The sequence below is a fragment of the Vibrio kagoshimensis genome (assembly GCF_050337535.1).
GTDB lineage: Bacteria > Pseudomonadota > Gammaproteobacteria > Enterobacterales > Vibrionaceae > Vibrio > Vibrio gallaecicus.
The window spans coordinates 249,952-269,566 of sequence record NZ_JAKJSZ010000003.1 but is presented as its reverse complement, the minus strand read 5'-3'; the positions used below and the strand labels follow the sequence as shown (position 1 = coordinate 269,566).

The window sequence follows — 19,615 nt, the reverse complement described above, 5'->3', positions numbered from 1 at the left end:
TTCAAACTCTTAGCGTTTTACTGCTTCAAGTTTCCAAATGTTGTTCACGTAGTCGCGTATTGAGCGGTCTGATGTGAATTTACCAACCAATGCGGTGTTAAGAATCGCTTTCTTAGCCCAGCCAGCTTGGTCTTTGTACTGCTTGCCCATATCTTCATGTGCTTGAACATAAGAAGCAAAATCTGCAAGACATAGGTAAGGGTCACCACCGTCGAGTAGGCTATCAAACGTTGCACGTAGAAGACCTGGTTGACCTGGAGAGAACTCATCACCTGTCAATAGGTCAAGAGATGCTTTCAGTAGTGGGTCTGCATTGTAGTAGTCGTAAGGGTTGTAACCCTGAGCTTTCAATGCAACAACACCGTCAACGTCTAGACCGAAGATGTAGATGTTTTCATCGCCAACTTCTTCACGAATCTCAACGTTCGCACCATCCATCGTACCGATGGTTAACGCGCCGTTTAGAGCCATCTTCATGTTGCCCGTACCAGATGCTTCTTTACCAGCCAGTGAGATTTGCTGAGAAACGTCTGCTGCAGGGATGATGATTTCAGCCATGCTTACACGGTAGTCAGGGATGAATACCACTTTAAGCTTGTTACCGATGCGAGGATCGTTGTTGATCTTCTCTGCAATCTTGTTAACCGCGAAGATGATTTCTTTTGCTAGGTGGTAACCAGGTGCTGCTTTCGCTGCGAAGAAACATACGCGTGGCTCACACTCGAAACCAGGTTCGTTAAGAATACGGTGGTACAGAGATAGAATGTGTAGCAAATCTAGGTGCTGACGCTTGTATTCGTGAAGACGTTTGATTTGAACGTCGAAGATAGCGTTAGTATCTAGCTCGATACCCATGTTCTCTTGAACCCAATCAGCAAGACGCTGTTTGTTTTCTTTCTTAACAGCCATGAATTCTTTTTGGAATTTCGCGTCTGTTGCAAACTTAGCGATGCCTTCTAGCTGTTCAAGTTTTGCTGGCCATTCAGTGCCGATCTTACCTGTGATTAACGTAGATAGACCTGGGTTACAGAACTTCAACCAACGACGTGGCGTGATACCGTTCGTTACGTTAGTCAGTTTACCTGGGAAGATTTCGTTGAACTCTGGGAACAAGTCTTTCTTAACCAGTTGTGAGTGAAGTGCAGCTACACCGTTTACTTTGTAAGAACCAATCACACATAGGTTTGCCATGCGAACCATGCGGTGGAAACCTTCTTGGATGATAGAAAGCTTCGCTTGTTTCTCACCGTCACCAGGCCACATCTTGCGAACTTCTTGCATAAAGCGGTGGTTGATTTCAAAAATGATTTCCATGTGACGTGGAAGAAGACGGTTAATCAAAGATTCAGACCAAGTCTCTAGCGCTTCAGGAAGTAGTGTGTGGTTCGTGTATGCGAACGTATGAGCACTGATTTCCCATGCTTGATCCCAAGATAGACCTTTCTCGTCGATTAGGATGCGCATTAGCTCAGGAATCGCAATCGTTGGGTGCGTATCGTTAAGCTGAATCGTTTCTTGTTTAGGCAGATCTTCTAGAGAGAAACCTGCTGCTTCATGACGACGTAGAATATCGCGAACAGACGCTGCTGAGTGGAAGTACTGCTGCATTAGGCGCAGAGTCTTACCTTTCTCGTGGTTGTCGTTCGGGTAAAGTACTTTAGTGATGTTACCTGCATCGATTAGCGAGTGTTGCGCTTCGAAGTAATCACCGTTGTTGAAGCTTGCTAGTGAGAATGGTGCGATTGCCTGACATTCCCAAAGACGCAGCGGGTAGACCGTGTTTGACTCGTAACCTACGATTGGTAGATCCCAAGGCATTGCTTTTACTTCCATACCTGGAACCCAAGTACGAACTTCTTTACCGTCGATGTATTCAACTTCTACATGACCGTAAAAACCAATGTGTTGTGCTAGTTCTGGACGAGCAACTTCCCACGGGTAACCTTCAACACCACGCCATGCGTCTGGTGCTTCTTGTTGACGACCATCTTGGAAAGATTGTTTGAATAGACCGTACTCGTAGTGAAGACCGTAGCCTACTGTTGGGTATTCTTGAGCGGCACAAGAATCCATGAAACAAGCAGCAAGACGACCAAGACCACCATTACCTAGTGATGGGTCGCGTTCTTCTTCTAGAAGGTCAGTTAGGTTTTGACCTAGCTCTTCCATTGCATGAGTGATCTGCTCGTACAGACCCATGCTGATTAAGTTGTTACCTGTAAGGCGACCAATCAAAAACTCTAGTGAAAGGTAGTTAACGCTCTTCGCGTTTTTGATTTTTTCATCATTTTCAGTTTCTAACAGATCAAATGTTGTCAATTCTGCTAGCGCACGCCCCATTGCTAGGTACCATGCGCGGCTATCTGCTGTTTCAATCGTTGTTGCGTAAGTTGCAGATAAATGCTTTTTAACGCTTTCTTGGAACGACACTTTATCGAAAGTTTTTTGCTGAGTTGGTTTCATTTCAGAAATCTCGCTTTTAATAGTTCTAATTCATCTGTGACATATCGTGCATGGTCACCATTAACTAAACATCATCCCGAAACTACACCCTATAAGGAGTAGATCAGAGGGAGTAGAGGGCGTACCCGTAATCACTTAGTGATCTGAATCTCATCATCTGACGCATAATAAAATTTTCGAGTGACTACGATCACAAGCCTCTATTCGATAACCTAACCTCAATTAGGAATATTTCTGTTTACAGAAACCTAATCACTTATCAATTTTGATGTTCAGATCACGAAAAATTTTCAATCTCTTTCATAAGTTGCATAATTTTCCGTACAGATAGGAACCACTTCACAATCAAAAACCCAAGCAATAAGTGATGATCATCACAAAAAAGGGGCGTAGATTAGTCAAAACAAGCAGAAGAGCAAGATTTAAGAAGTCGATCATAGTTTGTTGCATTCCGCTTCACGTAACATGCCCCCATAATTCAAACGATAATTGGTACTGCTACCCTTTAACCATGGCATTTCGCAACCAAGGTTCATATGCAGCTTATACCAACCACTTAAAAGGTTAGACTCGATATGTGGATCCCATCAAAACTGACTCGTCCTGGTCGCTTACATAATGCAATCGTAAGACCCCGAGTATTGGAGCTATTACAGCAAGCACCATTTTATAAGCTCGTATTATTTCGCTCCCCAGCAGGCTATGGCAAAACGACCATGGCGGCCCAATGGCTCGCAGATAAACCAAACGTGGGTTGGTACAGTATTGATGACAGCGACAATGATGCTTTCAGGTTCATTAACTACCTGCTTCAGTCGCTAAATAAAGCCACACAAAACGCATGTCCAAACTCTCAAAAACTTGCGGAAAAAAGACAATTTTCATCACTTCACTCTTTGCTAAGTGAAATTTTTGCAGAAATGTCTAATTTTCATCAGGAGTGTTTTCTAGTTCTGGATGACTACCATCTGATCGCAAATGACGATATTCATGAAGCCATGCGTTTCTTCTTGAAGCACATGCCAGACAACCTAACGCTAGTGGCAACAAGCCGCGCGACACCACCTTTAGGCACCGCAAACCTTCGTGTCCGTGACTTGATGATTGAAATTGGTAATGAGTCTCTAGCCTTTGATACAGAAGAAACCACTCGGTTCTTTAACTTAAGAGTCGCGAATGGAATAGATGACTCCACGGCAGGCAGCCTATGTAGCTATGTTGAGGGCTGGCCTTCTGCCCTACAATTAATTGCTTTACAGGCGCAACACCAAAAGCGCACTCTAGTTCAAGCAGCTGAATCAGTTTCTCACTTCAACCATGCGCACCTTTGGGATTACCTTGTCGAAGAAGTGTTTGACTTGCTGGATAAGGAAACAAGACATTTCTTAATGCAATGTTCCGTTCTTGATCACTTTAATGATGAACTCGTATGCGCGCTCACCGAACGTGAGGACGCTTTAGGTATGATCGAGTCATTAAATCGATATGGACTATTTATCTATCCGCTGGAAGGTGAACATAAAGGCGAGCATAACTGGTACCGTTTCCACAATTTATTTGCAGAGTTTTTAGCTCATGAGCGCCAAGCAAGAATTCCTCAACAAGAAGAAGAGCTCCATCGTTCTGCTGCAAAAGCCTGGCTGAAGCAAGATACACCTCACCAAGCATTACGACATGCTCAAAGAGCACAAGATGGTGAATTGATTGTCCAAATCTTAAATGACACTGGCTGGAAGATGTTTAACCAGGGTGAACTTTCATCTTTGGAAATGGCAGTTAAACAACTGACACGAGACCAGTTATTTGGCAACCCGAAGCTTTCAATGTTAAGAGCATGGCTTGCACAAAGCCAACATAGATATGACCAAGTAGGTACGCTTTTAGAAGAAGCCGAAAAGGAATATAAAGAGCGCAACATTGTGTTAGATACTCAACATAAAGGGCAATACAATGCACTCAGAGCTCAAGTTGCGATCAATAGTAGTGATCCAGAAAACGCTCTAGAACTTGCTGAATTAGCACTAAGCCAACTCAATACCAATGTCTATCGTAGCCGCATTGTAGCGACATCTGTAGTAGGCGAAGTTAATCACGTTATGGGTAATTTAAGCCGTGCACTACCCATGATGCAGCAAACAGAGAAACTGGCTCGTCAGTATCAAGTTTATCATCAAGCTTTATGGGCTATTCTCCAGCAGAGTGAAATATTGATTGCTCAAGGGTATGTTCAAGCTGCATTTGAGCTGCAAGACAGTGCATTCAAGTTAATTGAAGAACACCAACTGCAATACGTCCCTCTGCATGAGTTCTTACTGCGTGTTCGCGCTCAAATCTTCTGGTGTTGGAACCGATTAGACGAGGCGGAAGAGTGTTGCTATAAGGGCTTAGATATTCTTGGTCACCACTCACCAAGCAAGCATCTTCACAGCTACTCAATGCTGGCGCGTATTTCTCTTAGCCGCGGTGAAATAGATAAAGCCGCAAAGTTTATTGATCAAATCCAGCATTTACTGCGCCAGTCTACTTACCATGTAGATTGGACAGCTAATGCGTCCTTGTCACTTATCTTATTCTGGCAAGTCAAAGGTAACAAAGAAGCGATCCAAGATTGGCTAAACGCAGCTGCACGCCCTGAAACGGCGAGCAACCATTTCTGCCAACTTCAATGGCGCAATATAGTGCGAGCGCATATATATTTGGATCAATTTGAAGAGGCTGAAACCGCTTTAAATTTCTTAAAAAGTGAAGCGGCTAAATCTCATTTGATTACTGATACGAACCGAAACCTCATTGTTGAGTCGGTGTACCATATTCAAACTCAAAATGAAGACCATGCACGAACTCTTCTGGAAGAAGCGCTGCAAATGACCAACCAAACCGGCATGGTGGGTAACTTCTTGGTTGATGGCAGTACAATCGGGCACATTCTCGATAAGTTAAGTAGCAAACCTGGTCTTGGAGATTTAGAGCGCCACCGAGCGCAACAAATCATGAAAGACATTTCTACAACACAACGCAGCCGCTCAATTCATTTTGATGAAGACTTTGTCGAAAACTTAGTGAACCACCCGAACATCCCAGAGCTAGTGCGCACCAGCCCACTGACTCAACGAGAGTGGCAAGTACTAGGATTAATTTATTCTGGGTTTAGTAATGAACAAATCGCCCAAGAACTCGACGTTGCAGGGACAACCATCAAGACTCACATTCGAAACCTGTATCAGAAACTGAATATTGCGAATAGAAAGGAAGCAATCAGTACTGCTGAGAACTTGTTACAGTTGATGGGATACTAATACCCAATCAATGACTAGCGCTGTTCACACATAGAACCCCAGCTAGAATAAACATAAAGCCAGCCTGAATCGAAACGATTCTGGGTTGGCTTTTTTGCATAATAAGCTTATGACTTAGTAAAGCCTAACTAGTAAGATTATATAAATAGTGTGCGATGGTAGAGCTTTGAGTTCCGCTTTAGCTTAACTTGGGTCTTGGGTCTTGGGTCTTGGGTCTTGGGTCTTGGGTCTTGGGTCTTGGGTCTTGGGTCTTGGGTCTTGGGTCTTGGGTCTTGGGAAGGAGAATACACTGGATGACGGGTTATTCACTAATAAGCCAAGTAAGTGAAGAAGAGTGGCACAAATGACAGACAAAAAAATAGCCAATCGCAATAAGCGCGATTGGCTCTATATATATCGTGAACAAATTGGTTCACTAACAACGTCAGTTGGCTAGGTGACCCTCGGCTTAAGAAGGGTCGATTTATACAATGCAGGTAACGTGCCAACTTTAAACTAGGTTATTTTGGGTCAAATGTCGCATAAAACTCCTAATTTTCAATCAGAATTTGCATTATGCAATTGCACTTTGCATTTTCATGCAAAATAGATATGAATACTGTTGCTATCAAAGGGTGAGCAAATCCCAGTTTGATTAGTTTTACGATCCGTCGAACGTAATCGCATAAGACATCGAGTTGCACATCCAGAATTGATATTTTTTCTACACTATTCTTTGTATACTGCGGGCAATTATCATTAACTATATGCAGCAATGAATTACTTAAGCACTTTTTTTAAAGGTATGGCAATGGGCGCAGCAGATGTTGTACCTGGCGTATCGGGCGGTACCATCGCTTTTATTACTGGAATTTACGATACTCTTCTTGAGAGTATTAGACGCATCAACCCAAGCCTATTCGGCATATGGAAGCGTGAAGGTTTTAAAGCCGCATTTAACCACATCAACGGCTTTTTCTTAATCTCATTGTTTGGTGGTATTTTTACCAGCATAGCAACATTAGCCAAATTGATTTCATGGCTACTGGTCACTCACCCTATCCCACTGTGGTCATTTTTCTTTGGACTGATCCTAGTCTCTATTTACCATATTCTTAAACAGGTCGAAAAAAGAGACGCTTTGCGTTTTGTGTTTCTACTGTTAGGGGTAGCATTCGCTTACAGTATTACCATACTGAAGCCTCTGCAGATGGAGCCTACTAGCATCAACATTTTAATCGCAGGCGGAATTGCTATTTGTGCGATGATCTTACCGGGAATCTCTGGCAGCTTTATCTTACTTCTCATTGGCATGTATACACCGGTATTAGCGGCGGTTAAAGGCTTTCAAGTTGATGTATTAGCCTTATTCCTTGGCGGGTGTGTTATTGGTCTTTTAACCTTTTCACATGTGCTTTCTTGGTTGCTTCGTTCATTCAGAGATTTCACTCTGATTTTTTTAACCGGCTTAATGATTGGTACACTTCCAAAAATCTGGCCTTGGAAAGAAACCATCAGCTGGCGCACCAACTCAAAAGGTGAGCAAGTTCCTTTAATTCAAGAAAACCTATCGCCATTTGAATTTGAGTCCCTCACATCACAACCGTCACAGTTAGTATTGGCAGTTGCCATGATGCTTGTTGCAATCACTTTTGTTCTTGCTCTAGAGAAGTTTGCAGGCGACGGCAGTAAAGAGAAATAATCGCTTTATCTAACGTATTTACTTCTTTATTTGAATACACATAGCTTCATTACAAACGCCGCCTTTTATAGGCGGTTTTTTATTCAAGACTACACATTACCTCTTTTCAACTTCCCTCATTTAGCGCTCACTTTCTGCCTTTCTCCATAAATATCATGATAATAAGCAATGAGAAAAACCCTGTGGAAAATACTAGCATCAGCACATAATTTCCTTTTGATACAAATACGTATTGGCGATTGTGATAATATCGCGACTTTATAGAATCAAATGGATATGACTGATGCATTCTGCATTTAAAGTTGTTGCGGTGATTACTGCCCTTGCCGCTGGTTTTTATGGACCTCAAGCTATCAATAAGGTCCAAGAGTCACTTGGGTCAGATATGGAAAATGTCGACCTCGCGGACTATTGCATGCTGTCAACAGACTCATGTATACAAGACTCCATTTCAATGTCACTTGATAAAAATACAGCCCAACCCCTGATTCCTTCTACGATTCGAGTTATCTGGCCCAATGCTAAGCAAGACACACTACTGTTATCGCTAAAAGGGCTAGAAATGGAGATGGGCACCGCGCTTTATCAGTTAAAATTGATAGGCGGAGATGAATATGAGGGCGAAATTATTCTTCCTGTATGTACACTTGAAAAAATGACTTGGGTTGGAGAGTTAACCGACGGCACAACCACGATTCACCCAGCAATAAGGATGGCAAGATGAGTAAAAATTGGTCTTTAGCACTAATCGTAGCGTTTGTTTTAGGCTTTGGCGTAAAAGTCTATTTAGACGAGCAAGCGACTACTCAAGCCAAACAAGAAAAAGCTCAACAGCTTTCTGAAACTACTTTGTATGGAAAAGGTGGTCAGCCAGCAACCATATTTGATGAAAGCGACCCACGAATTCGGGTTGTCTACTTTGGTTTCACACGTTGCCCTGACGTATGCCCAACCTCATTAGCCATGCTAGCTGGCGCGCTGAATCAAATTACCGATGAAGATAAAGCTAAGCTTCGTCCTATGTTCATATCTTTAGACCCTGAACGTGATGCTGCAGATGCGTCTTCTCAATACGCGCAATATTTCCACCCTATGATTGAAGGACTTTCTGGCTCGTTAGAAGCAACAACGTCTTTAGCTCATAACTATGGTGTCATTTTTAGAAAAACAGTGCTTGAAGATTCTGAGCTGGAATACACGTTAGACCACAGCTCTTATTTTTATTTTTTGAAGCCAGACGGTACGCTAATTACGAAAGTGCCACACACATTAACCCCAGCTCCCATCGTAAATGCGATTAAAGAGCTTGCGGTTAACTAGTTAGATTCAAACGATTTAGGCTGATAAGTGGCTTAGGTTGATAAATGGCTTAAGTAGATAAATCGCTAGGTTTAATCGTTTGACCAAGAAAGGGTCACGAAATGACCCAATAAAATTAAAGTGCTCAATACTAAAAGCACGATAACACTATAATAAAACCATTAAGGACAATAACATGAAGTTAAAAGCTCTCGCCCTTGCGGGGTTGCTCCTCACTCCTTTTGCTCAAGCTAAATCCGACATCATGGCGCATGACTTATACGCCCGCGCTATGGCACCATCATCAGTGACAAGTGCTGTTTTCACTACACTTATGAACCATGGTGATAATGAACGTACCCTTATTTCAGCATCAACACCCGCAGCTGGAAAAGTCGAACTTCATGATGTAATTAAAGATGGCGATGTAATGAAAATGCGCCAAGTACAAAGCATTGCAATACCAGCAAACGGCCACGCAGTACTCAAGCCAGGTAGCTTACACATCATGTTATTTGATTTAGATAAACGTTTAGCAGAAGGGGAAGAAATTGAAATGACGCTTACCTTTGCTAACGGTGAAACCCAAACGCTGCAAGTACCTGTGAAAAAGGTTATGAGTGGCATGAAGAAGATGGACCACTCCCATCATTAAGCTTCTTTAAAACAAACGGCGAGTACTTTTACCACTCGCCGTTTTCTGTTACGCTTAGCGCGTATTTAACCCGATGGAGGACACAAGATGATTGTAATGACGAACCTAAACACGACTGTAAAAGTATCGCGCGTATAACTTGGTAGAAACACCTAAAGACAACTAATTTCCTACCAATTTAATTACTCAATTTCACAGCTAGCCAGTTTCAACACTAGCCAATAGCTAAATTTGAGTTATTACCCCCGCTACCTTTACCCGTGTAATTAATTACCGGGGTCTACATCAATTCCATTTGACCCTAACTCAAACGTTTTTATGACGTCTCGAGCGCATTACTGTACAGCAAGCTAAATAGCTCGCAAATAAACGACAGTTTTTATGCAGTTCGCACGTCTAGGGTAAACAAATAATGAATTCACAAACTGCATTTTCTCATCCAATGACACTTCAACAACTTGGATGGCAACCTGTATTCCAACAACAACTAACACTTGAAGACTACGACCAATCTATCATTGCTCGCGTTATTGCTCATCATAGAAGTGGCTATACTCTAGCAAGTGAACAAGGTGAAATAACCTTACCTATTCACCATAGCCAACCAGCTATGACGGTCGGTGATTGGGTGATCTTAACGCTAGAACAACAGTTTGACCGCTTGCTAGAAAGGCAATCTCTATTTAGTCGAAAAGCCGCAGGCAGTAAAGTGTCTGAGCAGTATATTTCCGCTAACATTGACACTGTTTTTATCGTAGTTTCACTCAATAATGACTTTAACTTAAGCAGAATTGAACGTTACTTAGCGCTTGCCAATGAAGCACAAGTAGAACCCGTTATTGTTCTAACCAAAAAAGACTTATGTGACGATGTAGAAGACAAAATCATGCAAGTTCAACAACTCGACCCAATGCTAATGGTTGAGTCAGTGAACAGTTTAGATATCGATTCTACTCAGGTATTGGCACATTTTTGCAAAGTTGGTAAAACCGTCGCGCTCATGGGGTCATCTGGTGTTGGGAAGTCAACATTAGTTAACTCATTAATAGGCAGTGAAGAGCAAGAAACTGGGGGAATTAGAGAAGACGACAGTAAAGGTCGTCATACTACGACATCTCGATCACTTCATTCTCTTAGAAGTGGCGGTTTGCTTCTGGATACTCCAGGGATGCGTGAGCTTCAATTAGCCGACTGCGCTGATGGTGTAAGTGAAACCTTTTCTGATATCGAAGAGCTCGCTCTACGCTGTCGCTTCTCAGACTGCCACCACGAATCAGAGCCTGGTTGTAAAATCACGGCTGCGATTGAAAGTGGAGACCTGACAGAAAGGCGCTTTAAGAATTACCAAAAGTTGCTGAGAGAACAAGCTCGAAATGGCGCTACTCTGGCCGAGCAACGTTCGCACTACAAACAGCTTTCTAAAATGTACCGAAACGTACAATCGGAAAGCCGTAACATCAAACAAGGTGGCTCTTAGGCTTAAATCTAGAAACCTAGAAACCTAGAAACCTAGAAACCTAGAAACCTAGAAACAGAATAAATCATTGAAATCACCTTACCATGCCCCTTTTTAAGGGGCGTTTTATTTCCTGCAATGCTGTCTTGAATCTGCTCTTTTTTAATCGAGTAAGCCCCACAGTAACTATAGGTACGAATACCGGCTTAAATACCAGCCTAAGACACCTATCTCATATAGCACTTTCTATTCACTCACTGAATATCAAATCCTGACTAAAACGGTTAAAAAACACCAACAAAAAAGTTAAGTAAAATAGTTAATAATACCAATCATTAACATAAAATAAACATTAGAACTTAAATTAAGCACATAGAGCAAACAATTACCCTAAAAACAAACTAATCCTAGACACAAAATATTATGTAGTTACCATAACGACTATTCGGCTAATGAATAGACGAAATGATCGTGCTTTTATAAAACACGACAAACTATAACAACTAAATAATTGCAGGTATTTTATGCAAAATAACAACATCGTCGCTCGCATTGCTCGTGGGAACTTAGTTCTCCAGATCCTTGCGGGTATTGTTTTTGGTGTCATTCTAGCAATGGTGTCACCATCAGCAGCCCAAGATGCAGGTCTACTTGGTAGCCTGTTTGTTGGTGCATTAAAAGCGGTAGCCCCAATTTTGGTATTCATTCTTGTTGCTGCTTCTATTGCAAACCAGAAAAAAGGTCAGCATACCCACATGCGACCAATCATCGTACTTTACCTTTTTGGTACATTTTCAGCAGCTCTAACCGCTGTTGTATTAAGCTTCATGTTCCCAACCACTTTGACACTGGTTGCTGGCGCTGAAGGTGCGAACCCTCCTCAAGGTATTGCGGAAGTCCTAAACACATTATTATTCAAGCTTGTTGATAATCCAGTAAGTGCATTAATGAACGCTAACTACATTGGCATTCTTGCTTGGGCTATTGGTCTTGGTCTTGCACTTCACCACGCATCATCCACAACGAAAGCGGTATTTGAAGATTTAAGTAACAGCGTGTCTCACATTGTTCGCTTTATTATTCGCCTTGCTCCTTTTGGTATCTTCGGTCTTGTTTCTGCAACGTTCGCAACAACAGGCTTTGATGCTCTAGCAAGCTATGGTCAACTTCTAGCAGTACTTCTAAGCTCAATGCTTATTATTGCTCTTGTCGTTAACCCAATAATTGTATTCGTGAAAACCAAGCAAAACCCTTACCCGCTTGTGCTGCAATGTATTCGCGAGTCTGGCGTGACGGCATTCTTTACTCGTTCAAGTGCTGCTAACATTCCAGTAAACATGAACTTATGTAAGAAGCTTGAGCTTGATGAAGACACTTATTCAGTTTCTATTCCACTAGGCGCAACCATTAACATGGCTGGTGCTGCAATTACGATTACAGTATTAACGCTAGCAGCGGTTCATACTATGGGTATTGAAATTGATATCTTCACAGCAATCTTACTTAGCCTTGTTGCTGCGGTTTCAGCATGTGGTGCTTCTGGTGTAGCGGGTGGTTCATTACTGCTGATCCCACTTGCATGTGGTCTGTTTGGTATTTCTAATGATGTGGCAATGCAGGTTGTTGCGGTTGGTTTCATTATTGGTGTGATTCAAGATTCTGCAGAAACAGCACTGAACAGCTCAACTGATGTTGTGTTCACAGCGGCCGTTTGTAAAGCTGAGCAACAAAAAGCACAGTAATACATTCTGAGCGACAGAGCTAAATTGGATTAAGTTCCAACAAAAAACGGGGAAGCTAATGCTTCCCCGTTTCTTTTTATCTGTTTTATCTATATTTCGTTACAGCAAGCTTTAGATATGCGACAGCTGAACTGAAGGGCTTAAACTGAGTCATTTAAAACTAATTAATTCAAATCTAACCGGTTTAAAGCTTGGGCGGCTTAAGTGGCTGAGAAAAATCCAGTGCCGTAGTAGGTAACGAAGGTTCGACAGCAACTGGCGCTTTTGCTTGCTCACCTGCTTTTTGGTCGCCATCATTTAGGCTTTGTTCTTGTTGTAAGCTTTCCTGTTGCTGCGTATCAACTTGTATCTCGTCTGAATCATCTTCCACTTCAACGACTTTTTTAGGAATCGGCACTCCACGCTTGTATAGCTTATTTAACGCTCGGATAATTGAATGTTTAGCTACTGATTTTTGGGTTAACTTCGCAATAAGTGGTTTCGTTAAGGACTGCAAACCTACAACTGAATCAACCCCTAAATTTGACCCTACAATATCTCTAATGGGTCTTGCAGGTTCATAACCAAAGTGGGCCGCCATAAACAACCAAATATAAGAAATCGCATTTCCGTGCTCACCTTGATCTCTCCATGCTTCACCCGCACGGCACATCGCTTCAGGGTGGCTTTTTTCAGCAGCACTCTCTAACCAATAACATGCCATTCCATGGTTCTTAGGAACACCTACACCATTTAAATAACTTGCACCCAGCTTAAGGCTCCCTTCAATTTTCCCTTTATCTGCTGCGCCTTTATACCATTTTACAGAAGCTTCGGCTGAGGCTTCAGGATTAGTTTTATCAACATTCCAATCACCCATGAAAATCATGGCTTCTGGGTTGCCTGCTGATGCTGATTCTTCAATTAATGAGTAACCTTTAGGGATATTCTTGGTTGTCCCTCTTCCGAAAATTAGCGCTTTACCCATCTCAAACTTAGCATTCAAATCCCCTTCTAAACCAGCAATCGCTAGCTGCCAGAAGTTCGCTTGTTCTTTGAGAATCAGATCTTCTCTTTTACGCATGCTGATACGCACAATGCCATACATGCCATTCATGTCATCCAACTGCGCGGCTTTTTCATACCAATAAAGAGCCTCTTTCAAATTCGTTCTTTCCGCTTCTTTTGCTAGAAAGAGAATAGAGGGAAGATGCCCAGTTTCAGCTTTAAAAAGACGTTCTTGCTTCTCTTGTTTTCGTGCTTTTTCAATCGCTTTTCGGTAAGCCACTTCACGCGCTTTTCTTTCTTCCTCGATGCGCTGCTTTCTTAAAGACAGCGACATAAGCCAGATGAACACAAGCAAAAGTGATAGAGCTGTCGCACCAATTGCGATTCCCATAGTACTCATAAAAATTCTTAATGTTGGTAAGCTGATTTCAAATACCGAAGTGGAAAATACAATCAGCTTTAGATGATATCTATTTTAGCGGCTATTCATGGAAAACCTGAAGAAGACGCATGAATTAATAAGCATATTCTCGGAAAAAATGACATAAGTGAGCAACTTTTGATGATAATGCCACTATACAGCCATTGGCACATGAGATTTCATTTGGAGTTAACCATTGTGATCTTCAATCATACATTTTCAATTAGTGGGTCTATATTGGATTCTAGGAGTAACCAATAAGGCAGAACTGCCTAAAAGGATATTTGAAGTATAAGCAAACATATTATGAGGTTTAAATAGTCCATGAACCCTTGTATTTGTTAGAGTTTACATTGTAAATTCAACTTATAAATACTTATTAGTTTACGGTGTTATTAAGCATTAATACTGATGAATACAACAAAGGCGCGCTCATTTAAGCACGCCCTTTATTATGCGGTAGATTCTTTGTTCAGTAGTTTATTGCTTTTTTAGTCGATTCTTTTCCCACATAGGGGGACTACCAATATAGTCTTGCACACTCTGGATAAATTCTTTGACTAGCTTAGTCTGCTTTCTGTGCGGGTATATTGCGTAAATAGCGGTATCTAACCTCGAAATATGATAATCAGGCAATAAAGTGACTAAGCCCAATTCTTCCATTGAGTAATGAAGGTTAGATAAATCAAGCAAGGTATAACCAAGCCCATCACTGACCCCAGCAACGATCGTTCGAACATCACTAACAACAAAATTGCCTTTCATTTTCCAGCTATGGTACAGGTCACTTCCAGGACTTTCATTAATGCGAAGGTGGTCTAACCTAATATCTCTATTGCTGTAAATAATTGCAGGAAGCTTAATCAAATCTTGCGGAGTTTCTGGCATACCGTGCTGCTCAACAAACCCTTTAGAAGCCACCAGCAAAAAGTGAGTGTCTGCAATTTTTCGTGCAATTAGATTCGACTCTGCAAGCTTGCCAATTCGAAACGCAATATCGTACTGATCAGCAATGATATCGGCTTTTTTATCATTTAAAGACAAGGTGATCTGCACATCAGGGTAGCGCTTCATAAAATCAGATACTATCGGCTGCAGGTATTGTTGGCCAAAATAGATTGGAGTCGTAATTCGTAACATACCTTTAGGTTCAGACTGATACGAATCAGCAATACCTTGAATTTGGTCAAGCGTATCTTGAAGAACATGAGTTTGAGCAAGAATGTCTTCACCGGCAGAGGTCAAAGAAAAGGACCGAGTAGAGCGGTTCAAAAGCTGCACACCAAGATCAGCTTCCAACTTCTTAATTTGTTTTGAAAGTGAAGAGTTATCCATATTGTGTAAAGCCGCAGCTTTGGTAAAAGACCCTTGCTGAACAACATCAAGAAACAATAATAACTGGTTAGTATTTGGCACTCTCTTTCCTTAATCAATAACCCAACATTTCATACAACTTTAGCGCTAATTAAAATCATTAAACTTCATAACTTTCACTAAGATTTTCATTGAATAGTTATAGCTAGCGTTCGTCTTTTGGCGTATCCATCACTACCATCGTTGAAATGGATTGAACTTGCGCGCATTCACCTAAAACATCAGCGTGAAACTTTTTATAACTTGGTAAATCACGGGTTTCTACTCGTAATAAATATTCATTAGCACCCGTAATATTGTGGCATTCAACCACTTCACTTTCTAAGCTGACATGTTGTTCGAATTCAAGTTGAGCCGCTTTACTGTGACTAGATAAACCAATCGATACGTAAGCAATAAAACCAACGCCCATTTGCACATTATCTAATACCGCGCGATAGCCTTGAATCACCCCTTTTTTCTCTAAATCTTGCACTCGCCTTAGGGTTGCTGATGGAGATAACCCTACCCTTTCAGAAAGGTCTACATTAGAGATTCTGCCGTCAGCTTTTAGCTCATGCAATATTCTTTCGTCAAATCTATCCATAGCCGTTGTTTATTGCTCAAAAATCCTTAATGAGATGAATATAAACACAAAATTGCGGTGCTTTCCACCTAGTATGAAGCTTGACCGGTCAGACAAGATTCTCATGCCTATATTTCAATGCTCGTTGGTTTACCACTTCTGCATTCGCACTATTTGCATTCACTCATATTTTAAGCTCGTACATCACATGCATACGGTGCTTACTCAGCACAAATAAAAATGGAGAAAACTATGCCATTAGAACAACTCAGTGCATTAGCGTTATTTGCGTTTGTCTCGACCTTTACCCCTGGACCAAACAACATCATGTTAATGACTTCAGGAGCCAATGTCGGCTTTGCTCGAACCATCCCACACATGTTAGGTATCGCACTCGGTTTCGCCGTAATGTTGCTATTAGTTGGATTCGGTTTAATGGGCGTGTTTAATGCTTACCCAGTAACGCACCAAGTTTTAAAGTACCTGAGTTTGGCTTACTTGGTGTACCTTGCAATCAAGATTGCTACCAGTGGCAAAGCTAAAAATTCAGACACATTCAAACCCATGACTTTTCTAGGTGCGGCGAGTTTTCAATGGGTGAATCCAAAGGGATGGTCAATGGCATTAACAGCGGTTTCGGTCTATAGCTCTGGAAGCTCTTGGTGGGAATTAGCCATCATTGCAGGGATTTTCACCTTGGCCAATTTACCTTCTGTGACTTTTTGGACTGCAGCGGGTAAACAATTACAGCACTGGCTAACGACCCCAATTCGCATTAAGAGCTTCAACTATGGGATGGCTGGTTTACTGCTCGCGTCGACAATTCCAATGCTCTAATTTCTAGTCATTGACTCACCTAACTTCTAGGCCTTGAGTCAAAACGTTATCTAGCTATCTAGTGCTTTAGCACGGTTGAAAATTCAGTTCATTTTAAATGCTCAATTGCTTAGATACATAGCTGCTCAATAACTTAGTGAACCAATAGTTTAGTTAACCAATAAGTTCGCAAGGATAGGCTGTAACACGGCTTGTCCTTGCGCCGTCAAAGCCCACAAAAATGCACTGATATTCCCGATAATCGACATCCATAAAATAGCTTTAAATGGCTGCTTTTGAGTTTTATGGCGTAACTTCGCTTGCGCCAGTAACGCACCAGGCCAACCTCCCAACAAAGAAAACAGGTGTAACGTACTTTCCTTGGTTCGCCACTGACCTTTTATTGCCGCTCGTTTATCTTTCGCATAAAGCGCGAAGGTTAAAATGCTCATCACAATGTAGGCGACGAACAGCGCCTGAGAAGAAGTAAAAAGCAGCATACTCACTGCGACAATGCTTAAATAAATACAGCTAAAAATGATAGTGAGAGACAAAAAGACTCCTTAGATTTAAACTTTATTAAACTGACTGAATGTTCAATGCGCGAAGTATTAACAGACGCGCCTAGATTAGCGATTCAAGCCTTCAAAGAAAACTCAGCTACGCCCTTAAATCTTTTATAAAGGATGAGTAAGCTTTTTTACAAATACGTTAGCCTAAATGCCTTATCCATCCCTACATAACATGATGGAATATAAAGGAATTATAACAATGAATAATAATAAACATGCTATCTATCAAGTTTTTACACGTTTGTTTGGCAACAAAAATACCACCAATACTCCATGGGGTACGATGGAAGAAAATGGGGTAGGAAAATTCAGTGATTTCACGCATCACGCTCTGGCTGAAATAAAAGACCTTGGTATAACCCATATTTGGTATACCGGAGTCCCGCACCACGCTGTGATTAAGGATTACAGCGACATTGGTATTACCAATGATCACCCAAGTGTCGTCAAAGGGCGTGCTGGCTCTCCTTATGCAGTCAAAGATTACTACTCAGTAAACCCTGATTTAGCTAATGACCCAACCTCTCGCCTTGAAGAGTTCGAAGCGCTAATACAAAGAAGCCATGAAAACGGCTTAAAAGTCATTATCGACATCGTACCCAATCATGTTGCACGCCAATACAAAGGGGAAAACAACCCGCTTGGTATCAAAGATTTCGGTAGCCAAGACGATACCAGCGTAGAGTACCATCGCGATAATAACTTCTATTATATCCCTAACGCTGCATTTGAATTGCCAGATATTATCTCTGAGTTCATGCCTCTTGGTGGAGAAAATCATCCGAGCTTAGCGACTCCATTTATTGAAAACCCAGCAAAATGGACTGGTAATGGATCTCGCCTTTCCAAGCCAAATTTCGACGACTGGTACGAAACCGTAAAAGTGAACTATGGCATTAAGCCCGACGGCACCAAAGATTTCCCAGAGTTACCTCGTGACTTTGAACACCGCGATTACATGGATCATTATCACTTTTGGCTTGAATTTGAAGTCCCTGACTCTTGGGTTAAATTCCGAGATATAGCTCTATACTGGCTATCTAAAGGCGTGGATGGTTTCCGCTATGATATGGCGGAAATGGTGCCAGTTGAATTTTGGAGCTACCTCAACTCATCAATCAAAATGAAGAATGCAGAAGCCTTCTTAATGGCCGAAGTATATCAACCTCATCTTTACCGAGATTACATCAAGCTAGGCAAGATGGATTACTTATACGATAAGGTCGATCTCTATGATGGTTTGAAAGCCATCATGCAGGGCAAAGCATCAACCGCTATCATTCCGGAAATTCAGCATCAGCTGCAAGACATTGAACACCATATGATGCACTTCCTTGATAACCATGATGAGCAAAGAATTGCTTCACCAGAATTTGTCGGTGATCCCAATGTTGCTAAGCCTGCAATGCTAGTCAGTGCTTTATTAAGTAGCTCACCTACCATGCTGTATTTTGGTCAAGAAGTCGGTGAATCTGGGGCTGAAAATGCAGGATTTGGGCAACCTTCTCGTACCTCTATCTTTGATTACATTGGCGTACCTCAACACCAAAAGTGGATGAATAACGGGAAGTTCGACGGCGGGCAGCTCAATGATGATGAGAAGCAACTTCGCGCCTTCTATAAAAAAGTGATGAATTTCACCCTTAAGCATTCCTCCATGACAGGTGCTTATGTCGACTTACATCAATCGAACCATTTAAGTGATTCCTGTTACGCGTTTATTCGCCATGATCAAAATGAACTGGTGATTGCTTCAGCAAACTTTCACCAGCATAACTCAGAGTTCATAGATCTAGTGATTCCACAAAGCACTCTTCAAGCCATTGATTTAAAAGAAGGGGTTTATGATATGAGTGAATATATTGGCAACCATTCAAAGGCTACATTAAAAGTGAACAACCACGGAGAAGGCTTCATCAGCTTGCAATTAGAACCTTTAGCAACATCGGCATTAGTATTATCTCTACCATTTTAATTCGGAAAATTTAGTGCATAAAAAACGGACTTTAAAGCCCAAATTAATAGGTTTTTAACTCTCAAGAGAACAAATAAAGGGTGAATTGCTCACCCTTTATTTTTGATGAAAAATAAGATCGTTCAATATCGGCATTAAGCTCACACTTCTTAGGAGTAGAGCTCATCCTCTCCTCCTACTCCCATGCTCTACGCCTTTACCTCATGAATAGTTAATTTGTGAGTGATTGATCAAAGGTAATATTAGTTTTCATTATACAAAGCGTGACGACCTCACTGTATTTTCTAAATTTCCATATCCAAAATAACTTTGG

14 protein-coding genes are annotated in these 19,615 nt (G+C 41.5%); 9 read left to right on the top strand and 5 right to left on the bottom strand.

The genetic code is table 11. The annotated features are described in order from the left end of the window. Positions 1-9: 9 nt before the first annotated feature. Positions 10-2,463, bottom strand: coding sequence for a glycogen/starch/alpha-glucan phosphorylase (locus tag L4C37_RS03210; protein ID WP_137371927.1), 2,454 nt, complete (start codon positions 2,461-2,463; stop codon positions 10-12). A 575-nt stretch (positions 2,464-3,038) separates the two neighbouring features. Between L4C37_RS03210 and malT the strand changes: the two genes are divergently transcribed. From malT to sstT, 7 genes are all read left to right on the top strand, one after another. Further along, positions 3,039-5,759 (top strand): HTH-type transcriptional regulator MalT, encoded by a 2,721-nt coding sequence (malT, locus tag L4C37_RS03205; protein WP_137371926.1) that lies wholly within the window; start codon positions 3,039-3,041, stop codon positions 5,757-5,759. A 754-nt stretch (positions 5,760-6,513) separates the two neighbouring features. Beyond that, entirely contained in the window at positions 6,514-7,440 is a 927-nt protein-coding gene (locus L4C37_RS03200; protein WP_137371925.1) for a polyprenyl-phosphate transporter, read from the top strand. 283 nt (positions 7,441-7,723) lie between these two features. Next, positions 7,724-8,164, top strand: coding sequence for a hypothetical protein (locus L4C37_RS03195; protein ID WP_429767849.1), 441 nt, complete (start codon positions 7,724-7,726; stop codon positions 8,162-8,164). After that, positions 8,161-8,760 carry an SCO family protein gene (locus tag L4C37_RS03190; RefSeq protein ID WP_137371923.1) on the top strand — a complete coding sequence of 200 codons (600 nt, stop codon included), beginning with the start codon at positions 8,161-8,163 and terminating at the stop codon, positions 8,758-8,760. Before L4C37_RS03195 ends, L4C37_RS03190 begins: the two co-directional genes overlap by 4 nt. A gap of 175 nt (positions 8,761-8,935) precedes the next feature. Then, positions 8,936-9,394, top strand: coding sequence for a copper chaperone PCu(A)C (locus tag L4C37_RS03185; RefSeq protein WP_137371922.1), 459 nt, complete (start codon positions 8,936-8,938; stop codon positions 9,392-9,394). A 412-nt stretch (positions 9,395-9,806) separates the two neighbouring features. Next, complete coding sequence (rsgA, locus tag L4C37_RS03180; protein WP_273295079.1) at positions 9,807-10,871, top strand: ribosome small subunit-dependent GTPase A; 1,065 nt, start codon at positions 9,807-9,809, stop codon at positions 10,869-10,871. A gap of 503 nt (positions 10,872-11,374) precedes the next feature. After that, a complete protein-coding gene (sstT, locus tag L4C37_RS03175) occupies positions 11,375-12,592 on the top strand; it encodes a serine/threonine transporter SstT (RefSeq protein WP_137371920.1) in 1,218 nt (405 codons plus the stop codon). Positions 12,593-12,776: 184 nt separating this feature from the next. Here the strand turns inward: sstT and L4C37_RS03170 are convergent, their stop codons facing one another. The 3 genes from L4C37_RS03170 to L4C37_RS03160 all read right to left on the bottom strand — a co-directional run bounded on the left by L4C37_RS03170 (position 12,777) and on the right by L4C37_RS03160 (position 15,960). Next, positions 12,777-13,979: a tetratricopeptide repeat protein gene (locus L4C37_RS03170; protein ID WP_273295081.1), complete on the bottom strand. Its 1,203-nt coding sequence runs from the start codon at positions 13,977-13,979 to the stop codon at positions 12,777-12,779. Positions 13,980-14,480: 501 nt separating this feature from the next. Then, positions 14,481-15,416: a LysR family transcriptional regulator gene (locus L4C37_RS03165; protein ID WP_273295083.1), complete on the bottom strand. Its 936-nt coding sequence runs from the start codon at positions 15,414-15,416 to the stop codon at positions 14,481-14,483. 103 nt (positions 15,417-15,519) lie between these two features. Continuing rightward, positions 15,520-15,960, bottom strand: coding sequence for an Lrp/AsnC family transcriptional regulator (locus L4C37_RS03160; RefSeq protein ID WP_137371917.1), 441 nt, complete (start codon positions 15,958-15,960; stop codon positions 15,520-15,522). 231 nt (positions 15,961-16,191) lie between these two features. Between L4C37_RS03160 and L4C37_RS03155 the strand changes: the two genes are divergently transcribed. After that, positions 16,192-16,776, top strand: a complete 585-nt coding sequence (locus L4C37_RS03155) for a LysE family translocator (protein WP_273295085.1) — start codon at positions 16,192-16,194, stop codon at positions 16,774-16,776. Between the two features lie 149 nt (positions 16,777-16,925). Here the strand turns inward: L4C37_RS03155 and L4C37_RS03150 are convergent, their stop codons facing one another. After that, positions 16,926-17,255, bottom strand: coding sequence for a DUF1294 domain-containing protein (locus tag L4C37_RS03150; protein ID WP_273295091.1), 330 nt, complete (start codon positions 17,253-17,255; stop codon positions 16,926-16,928). A gap of 271 nt (positions 17,256-17,526) precedes the next feature. Between L4C37_RS03150 and L4C37_RS03145 the strand changes: the two genes are divergently transcribed. Next, positions 17,527-19,302 carry an alpha-amylase family glycosyl hydrolase gene (locus tag L4C37_RS03145; RefSeq protein WP_429767847.1) on the top strand — a complete coding sequence of 592 codons (1,776 nt, stop codon included), beginning with the start codon at positions 17,527-17,529 and terminating at the stop codon, positions 19,300-19,302. The last annotated feature ends 313 nt before the right edge of the window (positions 19,303-19,615 follow it).

Coding starts and splice junctions, on each gene's coding strand:
- L4C37_RS03160 (WP_137371917.1), bottom strand. CDS start 15,960: ATGGATAGATTTGACGAAAGAATATTGCATGAGCTAAAAGCTGACGGC.
- L4C37_RS03150 (WP_273295091.1), bottom strand. CDS start 17,255: ATGCTGCTTTTTACTTCTTCTCAGGCGCTGTTCGTCGCCTACATTGTG.
- L4C37_RS03170 (WP_273295081.1), bottom strand. CDS start 13,979: ATGAGTACTATGGGAATCGCAATTGGTGCGACAGCTCTATCACTTTTG.
- rsgA (WP_273295079.1), top strand. CDS start 9,807: ATGAATTCACAAACTGCATTTTCTCATCCAATGACACTTCAACAACTT.
- L4C37_RS03210 (WP_137371927.1), bottom strand. CDS start 2,463: ATGAAACCAACTCAGCAAAAAACTTTCGATAAAGTGTCGTTCCAAGAA.
- sstT (WP_137371920.1), top strand. CDS start 11,375: ATGCAAAATAACAACATCGTCGCTCGCATTGCTCGTGGGAACTTAGTT.
- malT (WP_137371926.1), top strand. CDS start 3,039: ATGTGGATCCCATCAAAACTGACTCGTCCTGGTCGCTTACATAATGCA.
- L4C37_RS03155 (WP_273295085.1), top strand. CDS start 16,192: ATGCCATTAGAACAACTCAGTGCATTAGCGTTATTTGCGTTTGTCTCG.
- L4C37_RS03195 (WP_429767849.1), top strand. CDS start 7,724: ATGCATTCTGCATTTAAAGTTGTTGCGGTGATTACTGCCCTTGCCGCT.
- L4C37_RS03200 (WP_137371925.1), top strand. CDS start 6,514: ATGAATTACTTAAGCACTTTTTTTAAAGGTATGGCAATGGGCGCAGCA.
- L4C37_RS03145 (WP_429767847.1), top strand. CDS start 17,527: ATGAATAATAATAAACATGCTATCTATCAAGTTTTTACACGTTTGTTT.
- L4C37_RS03190 (WP_137371923.1), top strand. CDS start 8,161: ATGAGTAAAAATTGGTCTTTAGCACTAATCGTAGCGTTTGTTTTAGGC.
- L4C37_RS03185 (WP_137371922.1), top strand. CDS start 8,936: ATGAAGTTAAAAGCTCTCGCCCTTGCGGGGTTGCTCCTCACTCCTTTT.